Genomic DNA, 13,521 nt, shown 5'->3' with positions numbered 1-13,521 from the left:
GCCCCCTCACCCGGCCTGCCCCAGAGGGAGAGGTAAGAGCCCTACTCGCACACTTCCCCACTCGCCGCGCTGTCGCACGGATCGGTATCCGTATCCGGCTTCAATAGGCTCGCCGCATCCACCATCTGGATGAACTCCGCCCGATAGCCGCTATCGTCCGCGCCCTTGCCCGAGCGGGCCAGCGCCTCGATCTCGTCCCAGCCCATGGAGGAGCCATAATTGCTTCCCTTGAGCTTCTGCCCGAATGCCGCCACTGCCGCGGCAAACCGCATGTCCTCGCTGGCATCGGCAATGTCGCCATAGACCGCCTCGGCCGTCACCGGCTGCTCGATCAACTGGCTGACATCGCTGTCCGGCAGCTTGTAGCGCATCCGCAGGAAGGCGATCTCCCCGTCTGCGGCCGGCGTTTCCGTCACCTGCCCATAGCGTAGCGGCTCGATCATTTCGGCGCCCGAACCCACCGGCGTGATCTCGTACAGCGCCGTCACCGTATGGCCCGCACCGATATCGCCGGCATCGACCGCGTCATTGTTGAAATCCTCGCGATTGAGCGCGCGGGTCTCGTAGCCGATCAGCCGGTATTCGCTCACCACGGCCGGGTTGAACTCGACCTGGATCTTCACATCCTTGGCGATCATGTCGAGCGTGCCGCCCATTTCCTCGACCAGCACTTTCTGCGCCTCGCGGAAGCTGGAAATGTAGCTGGCATTGCCATTGCCGTTCTGCGCCAGCGCCTGCATCGTCGCATCGTCCAGATTGCCGCGCCCGAAGCCGAGCACCGACAGCGTCGTGCCGCTCTCGCGCTTGGACTTGATGAAGTCTTCCAGCGCTTCCGGATCATCGATCCCGACATTGAAGTCGCCATCAGTGGCCAGTATCACGCGATTTGTGCCTCCGGTGACCCTGCCCTGCTCCGCCAGCCGATAGGCCAGCTCGATCCCTGCGGCCCCGGCGGTGCTGCCGCCCGCCGCAAGCTGGTCCAGTGCGCCGAGGATTTTTGCCTTCTCCGTCGCCACCGTCGGCTCCAGCACCACGCCGGCCGAGCCGGCATAGACCACGATCGAGACCGTATCATTGGCGCTCAGTTGGTCGACCAGCAGCGCAAACGCCCGTTTCAGCAGCGGCAGCTTGTCCGCCTCATCCATCGACCCCGATGTGTCGATCAGGAACACCAGGTTGCTCGCCTTGTCCTCCGTGACAGCAGGCACATAGCCCTTGATGCCGATATGCAGCAGCTGCGTCTTGGGGTTCCACGGCGTCGGATAGACGCCGATGGTCGGCTTGAACGGCACTTCGGCGCTCTCGGCCGGTGCATAGCCATAAGGGAAATAGTTGAGCATCTCCTCGATGCGCACCGCATCAGGCTCGGGCACATAGCCGTCCTCCAGCATGCGCCGCACATAAGCATAGCTCGCCGTATCCACATCGATCGAAAAGGTCGAAACCGGCTCGTCCGCCACGGCCTTGAGCCGCTGCTCGTCGAAATTGGTGAACTGGTCGCCGCTGGGCTCGGTCGCTATCGGCCCCGGCAAATAGACGCTTTCCGCCATCTTGCCGGCCGGCGCCATGGTCGCCATCGGCGCCGGTGCCACGACGCCCCCCAGGGGCGCCACCTCGCGCGCCATCTCGGCGTCCGCCGACGAGCCATCCATCTCGGCCAGTTGCGGTTCAGGAGCGACGACCGGAGACGTCGCCTGCGTTACGGCATCGCTGGTGGCGGCAAGCTCCTGCCGCTCTTCCACCGCGACCTCGGCCGGCGCCTTGTCGACCGCAGTCTGCTGGCGCACCACGACGTCGGCCGGCGTCATCGAGGTCGTCGTATAAAGCTGGTAGCCGAGCGGCAGCACCAGCAGGGCAATGGCGGCGGTGCCGATGGGGAGACGCATGTCCATGATCGATTTCCCTTTCCAGGAAGTGATGATGGACATGAGACGCTGCCCCCAGGACGATCCTTGGGTGGCAGGCGAAGATTTTTCCTGGGCAGCCTCGAAAGCCGCCATGCCGGCGGCCAGCGCCCGCTTCCGCGCCTCGGCGCGCGGGTCCGGCGCCTTGGCACCTTTCAGCTGTTCGAATGGATCGTGCATGTCGTCGCTCATAGCAGCCCCCTCAGGGTCTTGCGTGCCTCGTGGACATGAAAGGAAACCGTGGCCTCCTTGATGCCCATGATCTCGGCCGCCGCCGCGTGGCTCAATTCCTCCGCATAGACCAGCAGAACGGCGTCGCGCTGCTGTGCCGGCAGCGTCCGCACCGCCGCCCAGAGCTGGTTGCTGGTTGCCGCATCTTCCTGTTCCGCCGGCTGGTCCTCCGGCGATATTTCGGCATAGGCATCGGCATATTGGCTGCGCCGTTTGCCCGCCCGCTGCAGGTCGCGCACCGCGTTGAGCGTGATGCGATAGACCCAGCTCGAAAAGGCCGAACGTCCGTCGAACTGGCGGATCGCCTGGCCCAGCTTGACGCACACATCCTGCGCAATGTCCTCGGCATCGGTCCGGTTGCCGCACCACTTCCACGCCGTGCGATGGATGAGATCGTAGTGATCCCCGATCAGCTCGCCGAACGCTTCAGGGTCACCATTCTGCGCGCGCACCACCAGCGCCCGCGTCACCGCGTTCGCCATATCGCCCTGGGATGCGGCATCGCGTTCCATCAACCCATGCACCCGCGCCTTACCTCCGGCACCATTGTAGTGGTAAGACGCCCCTGCCCGGGACATCCTTGGGTTGGTTTTGCAGATTTATTTGAAGGCCGGTCTCATGGACGAAGAACCCAAGCTCAGCCCCTTCGCCCTCAATCGCGGTCGCATCGTGCTGCTCATCCTGGGCGCCGCCCTGGTGCTCATCGCCATTTCGACCTCGCTGGGCGGCCTGTCCTCCTACCAGCAGCTCAAGGAAGCCAATGCCGCGGCGACCAGCGCACCGGCGCAGACGACGACGGAGCCTACCGTCTCGCCATAACCACCAGCCGTCACCCTCGGGCTTGACCCGAGGGCTCTGTACTTGTCGGACGCTCAGCCAGTGAAGACTCCTCGGGTCAAGCCCGAGGGTGACGCGCGGTGGGTGGGCAGTAGCTCGGTGCTAAGCCACCAGCACCTGCGGCACCGCCTCAGCGATGAACCCGCCGCCCCAGACTTCCGAGGTCGGCGTGTCGTCGGCATAGAACACGCAGGCCTGGCCCGGCGAAATCCCATACTCCCCACTGACCAGCGTCACGAACACCGATCCGTCGCGCTCCTGGATCACCGCCGGCTGCGGCCCGCGCGTCGAACGCACCTTGACCTCGACCGGCGCACCATTGCCCGCACTCAGTTCCGCCAGCGGACGGGCGCCCAGCCAGTTGACGTCACGCAAGCGCACCGTATGGGTCTTGAGCGCCTCGCGCGGTCCGACGATGACCCGACCCGTCTTGTGCTCGAGCTTGATCACATAAAGCGGCTCGCCCGCCGCCACGCCCAGGCCCTTGCGCTGGCCCACCGTGTAATTGACGATCCCCTCATGCGTGCCCAGCACGCGGCCGTCGAGATGCACGATCTCGCCCGTCGCCACCGCCTCGGGATGCATCTTGCGGATAATGTCGGCATATTTGCCCTGCGGCACGAAGCAGATGTCCTGGCTGTCGTGCTTTTCGGCAATTTCCAGCCCCATGTCCCGCGCCAGCTCGCGCACTTCGGCCTTGCCCATGCCGCCCAGCGGGAAGCGCAGGTAATCGAGCTGGCTCTGCGTCGTGGCAAACAGGAAATAGGTCTGGTCGCGCTCGGCATCGACCGGCCGGAACAGCTGCCGCCGTCCGTCTTCGCCCAGCCTCGACTGCACATAGTGCCCGGTCGCCAGCACATCGGCGCCCAGATCGCGCGCCACCTCCATCAGGTCGACGAACTTGACCGACTGGTTGCAGGCAATGCACGGCACCGGCGTTTCGCCCTGCTGATAGGCATTGGCGAAAGGCTGCATCACGCTCTTCTTGAAGCGCTCTTCATAGTCCAGCACATAATGGGGAATGTTGAGCGTCGCCGCCACACGGCGGGCGTCGTGGATGTCCTGCCCGGCACAGCACGCCCCCTTGCGATGGGTGGCCTCGCCGTGATCGTAAAGCTGCAGGGTAACCCCGACGACATCATAGCCCTGACGGGCCAATAGGCCCGCGACGACTGAGGAATCCACGCCCCCCGACATCGCGACGACGACGCGCGTGTCTTCGGGACGCTTGGCAATATCAAGCGAGTTCAGCATCTTTCTGGTATCCGGTTGGGTTCAAGGGCCAGCGGACGAATTCGAGTTCGGGCTAATACGACTTTCCTGGTGCTCCCGCAACATTTGCCCGGCAGCTTTTGCCGCTCTCCGCCGGCTACGGCGCAGCGCCGCCTGGCCCCATCGCGCCAAACCATTGTAACGGCACGCTTTTCACCATCCAAAGCACTTGGCATCCGGCTTGCATCGTACTCAGCGGATTAGTCTCATTATGTAGGGCCGCTTTCGTGGCATCACACCTGACCGTTACGACCAGCACTGCCGGCGTCGCCACCACCAAGGGTTTTGGCACCGGCGCCGAAGCCGATAGCGGCTCCACCGACATTTTCGCAGCCCTGCTGGGCGCTGCCGGCCAATCGACACAAACGGCAGCCCCTGCCTCATCCGAGGCCGGCATCAACCTCGCCAATGCCATAAACATGTCCCTGGGTTTTGGCGGCGATGGTGCCGAGCAGAGCGAGGACCCCGAGGCCATCGCTGCGGCCATCGACGCCATCATTCCCGTTGAGACGCCGGCCGACACGGCAGCGGACCTGACCGCCCTCATCGAGGGCCTAGCCGATCTCAAGGCTCGGCTCGACGCTGGCGAACCGCTCGATCCGGAGGCGCTGGAAAGCCTCGAGGCAGCGCTGACCGAGCTGGCCGAAGCGCTCGATATCGATCTCGATACCATGCCGACATTCGATGAACTGGCGGCTTTGGCCGCCGGCATCCTGCCCGACGACGCCAGCCCGGCGGCGCAGCTGACCGCCGCCCTGACGCCATTGGCCAAAGCCCTGATGGACGGCTCGGGCACGGCCGATGCCGATGCTGCTGACGAACTCTCTGCCCAGATCAAGTCCATCGGCGACAAGCTGGCGGCACTGCTGCAGTCGCTCAACAATGGCGATATCGACGCTGACAAACTGGCGCAGCTGGGGCTCGATGCCGATTCCGCGCCTGACGCCGAACTGGAAGCCGCGCTCGCCAGACTGCTCAACCCGGCGCCCAAGGTCGATGCCGCAACCACTGCACCGGTCCTCGCCTCACCAGAGCTCACGCTCACCGAGCCAGTATTGACCGGCAAGGCCAACGCCATGGCCCATGCCAATGCCCACGCGATGGACGCCCTGGAGAAGTCAGGTCCGCCCGACACCATGCCGCCCACCGCCGTCGCCAATGGGCACGACGAGGAGAAGCCCGACGCCCGTCCCGAGGAGCGCAAGGCCGAAACCCGTTCCACGCCACCCGCGGCCGCCATCGACAAGCCGATCGAGCCGCAGGCCGGCATGCAGTCGACCCAGGCCGCTCGGGTCGACGCCGTCGCCGCGCCGCGCGTGGTCCAGGCCGGTTACCAGACCAGTCAGCAGCAGCTCAACCTGCCCCAGCTTGCCTTCGAGCTGGTGCGCCAGGTCAATGACGGCAACACTCGCTTCCAGATCCGCCTCGATCCGCCCGAACTGGGCAAGATCGACGTCAAACTCGATATCGACGCCTCCGGCCAGGTCAATGCGCGCCTGACCGTGGAAAAGGCCGAGACGCTGGACCTGATGCAGCGTGACCAGCGTGGCCTCGAACGCGCCCTGCAGCAGGCCGGGCTCGACGGCGCCAAGACCAATCTCGAATTCTCGCTCAAGCAGAATCCATTCAGCGGCGGCCAGCAGGGGCAGGACGGCAATGGCCACCCGCTCTTTGGCGAAGAGGCTGCGGCGGAAGACGAAGACGTGCCGCCAACCGTCAACCTCTACCGCGCCAGCCTCAGTGCCAGCGGCGTCAACATCATCGCGTAAGGAGTAGGTGCCATGGCAGTCGACGGCGTTTCCAGCACGACTAATACCAGTCAGATGTCGAGCTCGCGCACCACGATCGCGGACAATTTCGACACCTTCCTGTCCATTCTGACCACCCAGCTCAAAAACCAGAATCCGCTCGACCCCATGGACACCAACCAGTTCACCCAGCAACTGGTGCAGTTCACCGGCGTCGAGCAGCAACTCAAGACCAACGAATTCCTCGAGACGCTGATGCTGTCGGGCCAGAACACCGCCAAGTCCGACGCCGTCTCCTATATCGGCAAGGAAGTGACCTCGTCGGGCAAGACGGGTGAATTGACCGGCAGCAATGCAGCCTTCTGGGCCTATAGCGCCGAGGCCAATGCGGCCAATGCCACCATCACCATCAAGGATGCCAGCGGCCAGATCGTCTACAACCAGACGGGCCCGCTCAATGCCGGCCCCGGCACCTTCCGCTGGGACGGCAAGGGCAGCGACGGCAATATGAAGCCCAATGGCGTCTACACCATCGACATCAAGGGCAAGGATGCCAACGGCAAGGACGTCAAGATCAGCACCGCCTCGATCGGCATTGTGACCGCTGTGGACTTTACCGGCGACGTGCCTGTCCTCACCGTGGGCACCCGCCGCGTGGCGATCACCGACGTCACCGACGTCCGCATTCCGGACGTGACGGCGCCTGTCGAAGACGACGACACCGACGCCTAGACTTTCCGCCGTCACACACCTTCACCCCCAGCTTTCCGGGGGTGTTTTGCCGTCTGACAAGACGTCGATACAGTGTCCGGAAGTCCAGACCATTCTTAACCTGTTGTAAGTTTCCCCTTAGTCGAATTTTAAGGCCGTTGGCCTACTCTCTTCCTCATATGGTCAGGTTGAGTAGAGAGTAAAATGACCGTACAAATGCGTCCTCGCGTTAAGTACGTTATCGGACCGGACGGAAGTCCGCTTACGATTGCAGACCTTCCCCCCGCCAATACGCGGAGGTGGGTCATCCGCCGTAAAGCCGAAGTCGTCGCTGCCGTGCGTGGCGGGCTGCTCAGCCTCGAAGAGGCCTGCGACCGCTATACATTGAGCGTCGATGAATTCCTGAACTGGCAGGCCGCCATCGACAAACATGGCCTTGCCGGTCTGCGCACCACCTGGATCCAGCACTACCGCGAAGGTTGAGCTGCGCTCAGTGCAAATTTCAAAGCCCGCCGGGGAAACTCGGCGGGCTTTGTGTTTTCGAAACGGCCCATCGGGCAAAACCCGCCACCGGCGCCATTGAGTTTGAGATCCCCCTCTCCCCTTGTGGGAGAGGGTCGATCATTCTGCGTCCAGCAGAATGATCGGGGTGAGGGGGCGCTGCGCCATCCCATGCTTGGGGGCGAGGGTTAGCTCAGCTCCCCCTCATCCGCCCTTCGGGCACCTTCTCCCACAAGGGGAGAAGGGGGACGTCCCCATCGTTCACGGCGTCTCCGGCCCCATCCACCGTGCCCCCGCTACCCGGCCCTTTAGCCGCTCGTAATACTCCGACACCGCCGGCAGCACCGGCTTGTCCGCCGCAATCGATATCCAGCGATGCACCGAGAGGCCTAACGCGATATCGGCAATGCTGAATTCGCCCGCGACAAAGCCCGTACCGCTCTTGGCCAGTTGCGCCTCGAGCAGGTCCATCTTGGCGCCCCACCGGGTCATGGACTCCGCAATCTTGGCCGCATCGTCATAGCCCGGGGTCTTGCGGATCAGCGCATTGACCGCATAGCCCCAGGGCGGATTGAGTTCGCTGGTCTGCCAGATCAGCCATTGCAGCGCCAGCGCCCGCACTTCCAGTTGCTTGGGCAGCAATTGGCCTTCGCGCTCGGCCAGATAGATCAGAATCGCATTGCTTTCCCACAGCACGAACTCATTTTCGACCAGCACGGGCACCTGCCCATTGGGATTGAGCGCCAGAAATTCCGGTGCCTTCGGATCGCGCAACGGCAGGCCCCAATCCTCCCGACCATAGTCCAGGCCCAGTTCGTCGAGCGCCCAGAGCACTTTGCGTACATTGATCGAGGTCACCCGACCCAGAATCCTCAGCATGCGCATTCATCCTTTTTCAACGTCAATCGGCATTTTGTGCCGGAATTCGCAAACTGCAACTAAGAGTTAAGACAATGTTTACCATCAGCTAGGTAATTTTTGCCCAGCGGCCTCCCGTGCATCTGCGTCGGCATGGTCACCCCTTCTAACCGAGTGCCGGCGTGGATAATCTCTCCCAGTTGATCAACCGCATAGGTCTGCCTCGTTTGGCAGCGATGGCGGTTGTCGCCGTGCTTATGCTGGGCTTCTTCGGCTTTCTGATCATGCGGGCGCAGACGCCCAACCTGGCCCCGCTCTATACCGGCCTCAGCCTCGAAGACTCCTCGGCAATTGTGACCGAGCTGCAGACGCTCAACATACCCTACGAGCTGCGTGGCGAAGGCGACACCATTCTGATCCCGCGCGATCAGATCACCACCGTCCGCATGACCCTTGCCGGCTCCGGCCTGCCCCAGCGCGGCCAGGTCGGCTACGAGATCTTCGATCAGCAGTCGACCCTGGGCGCCACCAGCTTCGTCCAGAACCTCAACAATGTCCGCGCCCTTGAGGGCGAACTGGCCCGCACCATCTCCTCGCTCAACCGAATCAAGTCGGCCCGCGTCCATCTCGTCCTGCCCGAACGCGAGCTGTTCCGTCGCGAGCGCAGCGACCCGTCCGCCTCCATCGTCCTGGCGGTGCGCGGCGAGCTGGCCAATAGCGAAATCCGCGCCATCCAGCACATGGTCGCCTCCGCCATCGAAGGCCTGACCCCGACCCGCGTCTCCATCGTCGATGACCAGGGCAATCTGCTCGCCTCGGGCAGCGGCGACGATGCCCAGGGTGCGCTGGCCGGCGACACCGCCGAGCGTACGCTCAGCTACGAGAACCGGCTGCGGACCCGCGTCGAAGACATGCTGGCCAATGTCGTCGGCCCCGGCCGGGCCCGTGTCGAGGTCAGCGCCGAGATCGACTTCAACCGCTCCACCACCACTCAGGAGACCTTCGACCCCGAGAGCCAGGTCGTCCGCTCCAGCCAGCTCCGCGAAACCGAGAACCTCACCGCCGGGGCCAATGGCCAGGTCACCGTCGCCAACGAACTTCCCGGCGCCAGCCAGAACAACGGCGCCGCCGGCGCCAGTGAACAGGGCACATCGAGCGAGGAAGTCACCAATTACGAGATTTCCAAGACCACCCAGACCGCCGTTACCGAAGCCGGCTCGGTCAAGCGCCTGTCGGTCGCCGTGGTTGTCGATGGAGTCTATGCCGCTGACCCATCGCTCGGCACCGAGACCTATACGCCGCGCTCCGCCGACCAGATCGCCCAGATCCTGACGCTGGTCCGCTCGGCCGTCGGCTATTCCGCCGAGCGCGGCGACAGCGTCGAAGTGGTCAACATGCAATTCGCCGAGCGCCCTGAGCTCGCCGCGCCCGGCACCGATTCCAGCGGCGGCCTGCTCGACTTCACCCGCGACGACCTGATGAACGGCGCCGAAATGGCGGTCACCCTGCTCATTGCACTGGCCCTGGTCTTCTTCGTCATGCGCCCGCTGCTCAAGAAGGTCATGACGCCGGAGACCCAGCCCCTGGCTTTGCCCTCCGCCGCCGAAGTCGGCCACCATGGCGTGCTGAGCGCCGATGGCCATGTCATCCCCGACCCCGCGGAAGAACAGCGCGATAAGACACCCGCCTGGGTCGCCAACGCCAAATCGATGGGCGAGACCCAGCTCCAGACCCTCAAGATGGTCGGCAACCTCGTCGAAGAAAACCCCAGGCAGGCCGCACTGATCGTGCGCGACTGGCTGGGTAGCGCAGCGTAACCGCCATGGCCCTTGTTTCCCAATCCAACCAGTCCGAACCGGCCAAGGCCTCCAGCCAGCTGGTCGTCAGCGACGCCACCACCCATCGCGTCCTCAAGGGCGACGAGAAGGCCGCCGCACTGCTGCTGGCGCTCGGGCCCGACTATGGCAAGCCCATTTTCGACGAACTCGACGAGCTCGAGGTCAAGCAGCTCAGCCGGGCCATGGTGCGCCTTGGCCCGATCACCCAGGAAATGCTCGACGACCTGATGATCGAGTTCGTCACCACCGTCTCGTCCAACGGATCGCTTTCCGGCAATACCGACTCCACCGAACGCCTGTTGCTCAGCTTCCTGCCGGCCGACAAGGTCGATTCCATCATGGAAGAGATCCGCGGGCCCGCTGGCCGCAACATGTGGGAGAAGCTCTCCAACGTGCAGGCGGACGTGCTCGCCGCCTATCTCAAGAACGAATATCCCCAGACCATTGCCGTGGTGTTGTCCAAGATCGCCACCGACCATGCTTCCAAGGTGCTCGCGGTGCTGCCGGAAGAACTCGCCATGGACGTGGTGCAGCGCATGCTCGGGCTCGACCCGGTGCAAAAGGAGATCCTCGAAAAGATCGAGACCACCTTGCGCACCGAATTCATGTCCACGCTCAATCACAGCAAGCGCCGCGACAGCCACGAGCAGATGGCCGAAATCTTCAACAGCTTCGACCGCCAAACCGAGGCGCGTTTCATCACCACGCTCGAAGAACACAGCCGCGACGACGCCGAGCGCATCAAGGCGCTCATGTTCACCTTCGAGGATCTCGCCAAGCTCGAATCCTCGGCCATCCAGACCCTGCTCACCAAGATGGACAAGAAAGACCTCGCCATGGCGCTCAAGGGCGCCAACGATCAGGTCAAGGAAACCTTCTTCAAGAACATGTCGGGCCGCACCGCCAAGCTCCTCAGGGACGACATGGAGGTCATGGGTCCGGTTCGCCTCAAGGACGTCGACGAGGCCCAGGGCCGCATGGTCTCGACCGCCAAGGATCTCGCTGCCAAGGGCGAAATCCTGATCATGAAGTCCAAGGTCGACGACCAGATGGTGGCTTGACCCATGGCATCCGCCGCCCGCTTCACCTTCGATCTGGATTTGTCCGAGCGCGTTACCGCGGCCCAGCCCGCGCCGCCGCCTATCCCCACAGTGCCCGAGGATCTGGTCGCCCAGCTCATCGCCCAGGCCCGCGAGGAGGCCTATACTGAAGGTGTTGCCGCCGGCGAACGCGATGCCTTGTCCATGGCGGCCCAGACCCTGGCTGCCGCGGCGGGCACCCTGGCCACCCAGACGGCCGAAATGGCCGCCGCTCTCGATGATGCCGCCGCCCTGGCGCAGCGCGACGCCGTCGAGTTGGCCGCCAGCATCGGCCGCAAGCTGGCGCTGCATCTGCTGGCACGCTACCCCACGGTCGAACTCGATGCCCTGATCGCCGAATGCATGCAGAATCTCAGCGGCGTGCCGCATCTGGTTGTGCGCTGCCATCCCTCGATCGCCGAGGGCATTCGCGACGTCGCCACGGCGCATATGCACACCTCCGGCTTTGCTGGCCGGCTGGTGGTGATGGGCGACCCCGATCTGCGCCTGGGTGACGGACGCCTCGAATGGGTCGATGGCGGCCTGGTGCGCGACATCGGCGCTGTCTCCAAAGACATCGACATCAAGATTTCGGCTTATCTCGCCGCCCGCAGCGGCCAGGCCAAACCAGAGGAGAGCGACCAGTGAGCGCTTCCGATCCCGACGACATCACCACCACCGAAGAAATTTCCTTCGAAGAGATGCTGGCTCCCAACAAGCCGGAAGGTCCCGGGTCCCATACCGATCGCAGCGCCGCCGACCTTGAGGCGGTGTTCGACGTCCCGGTCCGTGTTTCGGTCGTCCTTGGCCGCACCAAGATGGCTGTCAGCGAACTTCTCAGGCTCGATACCGGGACGGTCATCGAGCTCGACCGTCAGGTCGGCGAAGCCGTCGAGATATTCGTCAACGACCGGCTCGTCGCCCGCGGCGAAATCGTGCTGGTCGAAAGCAAGCTCGGCGTCACCATGACCGAAATCATCAAACCACAGTAAGGGAGGCCAGGATGCGTCTGCTCATCATCGGAGCCCTCGAGGGCCAACTCAGCACCGCCACCAAGATGGCCATGAGCGGCGGCGCCAAGGTGGCGCACGCGCCCTCCGTCGAAATCGCCCTGGCCGCCCTGCGCGCCGGCCGCGGTGCCGATCTGCTGCTGGTCGATGTCGTGATGGACATTGCCGGCCTCATCGCCGGGCTCGAAGCCGAGCGTATCGCCATTCCGGTGGTCGCCTGCGGCGTCGAGGCCAATGCCGCTGCGGCCGTCAATGCCATCCGCGCCGGCGCCAAGGAATATATCCCCCTGCCCCCCGATGCCGAGCTGATCGCCGCGGTCATCGCCGCGGTAGCCCGTGACAGTTCCGAATTCCTGTTCCGCGATCCCGCCATGCAACGCGTCGTCAAGATGGCCGACCAGATCGCCGGCTCGGACGCCTCCATCCTCATCACCGGCGAGAGCGGCACCGGCAAGGAAGTCATCGCCAAATACGTCCACGCCAGGTCCAAGCGCGCCAACAAGCCCTTCATTTCGGTCAACTGCGCCGCCATCCCCGAAGCCCTGCTTGAATCCGAACTGTTCGGCCATGAGAAGGGCGCCTTTACCGGCGCCATCGCCCGCCGCATCGGCAAGTTCGAGGAGGCCTCGGGCGGCACGTTGCTGCTCGACGAAATCAGCGAAATGGATGTGCGCCTGCAGTCCAAGCTCCTGCGCGCCATTCAGGAGCGGCTGATCGACCGCGTCGGTGGCGGCAAGCCGGTGCCGGTCGATATCCGCATCCTCGCCACCTCCAACCGCAACCTCAACGAGGCCGTCCGCGAAGGCAGCTTCCGCGAGGACCTGCTGTTCCGCCTCAACGTGGTCAATCTCAAGCTGCCGGCCCTGCGCGACCGTCCCGGCGACATTGCGGCTCTCTCCGAGCACTTCGTCGCCAAATATGCCAAGGCCAATGGCCTGCCGCCGCGCGAACTTTCGTCCGAGGCCCGCGCCGCGCTGATCAAGGCGCCCTGGCCGGGTAATGTGCGCGAACTGGAAAACACCCTCCACCGCGCGGTGCTGCTGTCGTCAGGCGATATCATCGGTCCCGACGCCATCGTCCTGCCCGACGGCATGGGCCTGACCGAGGCCGCTTCGGCCAATTCGCTCTCGGCCCAGCTCGCCCAGACCGCCGAAACCATGAACCGCGCCATGGTCGGCCGCACTGTGGCCGATGTCGAGCGTGACCTGATCCTCGATACGCTCGATCACACCCTGGGCAATCGCACTCACGCCGCCAACATCCTCGGCATTTCCATCCGCACCCTGCGCAACAAGCTCAACCAATACGCCGACGAAGGCACCAACGTGCCCGACCCCGGCGAACGGCGCAGCGTGGCCTGATGGCACACTGGGCCGACGGCAGCGCACCCACCTCTCCCTTTGGGGGAGAGGTCGACGCGAAGCGGCGGGTGAGGGGGCCTTTCCTTTGCACCGCTCAAGGCCCCCTCACCCGGCCTTTGGCCGACCTCTCCCCCAAAGGGAGAGGTAAGAACCCCCTCATCCGCCCTTCGG

Annotated in this window: 13 protein-coding genes; 9 read left to right on the top strand and 4 right to left on the bottom strand. The window is 64.2% G+C overall.

The features are described 5' to 3' along the window. Positions 1–41: 41 nt before the first annotated feature. Together V6M52_RS04855 and V6M52_RS04850 are read right to left on the bottom strand one after the other, a co-directional pair. Positions 42–2,096, bottom strand: coding sequence for a vWA domain-containing protein (locus V6M52_RS04855; protein ID WP_332700014.1), 2,055 nt, complete (start codon positions 2,094–2,096; stop codon positions 42–44). Then, positions 2,093–2,647 (bottom strand): RNA polymerase sigma factor, encoded by a 555-nt coding sequence (locus tag V6M52_RS04850; RefSeq protein ID WP_442881813.1) that lies wholly within the window; start codon positions 2,645–2,647, stop codon positions 2,093–2,095. Before V6M52_RS04850 ends, V6M52_RS04855 begins: the two co-directional genes overlap by 4 nt. 106 nt (positions 2,648–2,753) lie before the next feature. Here V6M52_RS04850 and V6M52_RS04845 point away from each other — a divergent pair, with 106 nt between their 5' ends. Continuing rightward, complete coding sequence (locus V6M52_RS04845) at positions 2,754–2,954, top strand: hypothetical protein (protein ID WP_332687724.1); 201 nt, start codon at positions 2,754–2,756, stop codon at positions 2,952–2,954. A 120-nt stretch (positions 2,955–3,074) separates the two neighbouring features. Here the strand turns inward: V6M52_RS04845 and mnmA are convergent, their stop codons facing one another. Beyond that, positions 3,075–4,226, bottom strand: a complete 1,152-nt coding sequence (gene mnmA, locus V6M52_RS04840; protein ID WP_332687725.1) for a tRNA 2-thiouridine(34) synthase MnmA — start codon at positions 4,224–4,226, stop codon at positions 3,075–3,077. A 245-nt stretch (positions 4,227–4,471) separates the two neighbouring features. Between mnmA and V6M52_RS04835 the strand changes: the two genes are divergently transcribed. The 3 genes from V6M52_RS04835 to sciP all read left to right on the top strand — a co-directional run bounded on the left by V6M52_RS04835 (position 4,472) and on the right by sciP (position 7,186). Beyond that, a complete protein-coding gene (locus tag V6M52_RS04835; RefSeq protein ID WP_332700012.1) occupies positions 4,472–6,013 on the top strand; it encodes a flagellar hook-length control protein FliK in 1,542 nt (513 codons plus the stop codon). Positions 6,014–6,025: 12 nt separating this feature from the next. Beyond that, positions 6,026–6,724 (top strand): flagellar hook assembly protein FlgD, encoded by a 699-nt coding sequence (locus tag V6M52_RS04830; protein WP_332700010.1) that lies wholly within the window; start codon positions 6,026–6,028, stop codon positions 6,722–6,724. Between the two features lie 183 nt (positions 6,725–6,907). Beyond that, positions 6,908–7,186, top strand: coding sequence for a CtrA inhibitor SciP (gene sciP / locus V6M52_RS04825; RefSeq protein WP_035102845.1), 279 nt, complete (start codon positions 6,908–6,910; stop codon positions 7,184–7,186). A gap of 279 nt (positions 7,187–7,465) precedes the next feature. Here sciP and V6M52_RS04820 read toward each other — a convergent pair whose 3' ends face one another. Beyond that, positions 7,466–8,083 carry a glutathione S-transferase family protein gene (locus V6M52_RS04820; RefSeq protein WP_332700008.1) on the bottom strand — a complete coding sequence of 206 codons (618 nt, stop codon included), beginning with the start codon at positions 8,081–8,083 and terminating at the stop codon, positions 7,466–7,468. Positions 8,084–8,244: 161 nt separating this feature from the next. On the opposite strand from V6M52_RS04820, the gene fliF reads away from it, so the two are divergent. The 5 genes from fliF to flbD are packed head-to-tail and all read left to right on the top strand — an operon-like array spanning position 8,245 to position 13,350. After that, positions 8,245–9,879 (top strand): flagellar basal-body MS-ring/collar protein FliF, encoded by a 1,635-nt coding sequence (gene fliF, locus V6M52_RS04815; RefSeq protein ID WP_332700005.1) that lies wholly within the window; start codon positions 8,245–8,247, stop codon positions 9,877–9,879. 5 nt (positions 9,880–9,884) lie between these two features. Continuing rightward, complete coding sequence (gene fliG, locus V6M52_RS04810) at positions 9,885–10,961, top strand: flagellar motor switch protein FliG (RefSeq protein WP_332700002.1); 1,077 nt, start codon at positions 9,885–9,887, stop codon at positions 10,959–10,961. Between the two features lie 3 nt (positions 10,962–10,964). Further along, positions 10,965–11,627, top strand: a complete 663-nt coding sequence (locus V6M52_RS04805; protein WP_332699999.1) for a hypothetical protein — start codon at positions 10,965–10,967, stop codon at positions 11,625–11,627. Positions 11,628–11,680: 53 nt separating this feature from the next. Beyond that, positions 11,681–11,971 carry a flagellar motor switch protein FliN gene (fliN, locus tag V6M52_RS04800; protein ID WP_332687646.1) on the top strand — a complete coding sequence of 97 codons (291 nt, stop codon included), beginning with the start codon at positions 11,681–11,683 and terminating at the stop codon, positions 11,969–11,971. Between the two features lie 11 nt (positions 11,972–11,982). After that, positions 11,983–13,350, top strand: a complete 1,368-nt coding sequence (gene flbD / locus V6M52_RS04795; protein ID WP_332687639.1) for a sigma-54-dependent transcriptional regulator FlbD — start codon at positions 11,983–11,985, stop codon at positions 13,348–13,350. The last annotated feature ends 171 nt before the right edge of the window (positions 13,351–13,521 follow it).

The organism is Devosia sp. (genome assembly GCF_036676215.1).
In the GTDB taxonomy this organism is placed as follows: domain Bacteria; phylum Pseudomonadota; class Alphaproteobacteria; order Rhizobiales; family Devosiaceae; genus Devosia.
The sequence above is the reverse complement of the archived record's forward strand: the minus strand, read 5'-3'. Positions and strand labels throughout refer to the sequence as shown.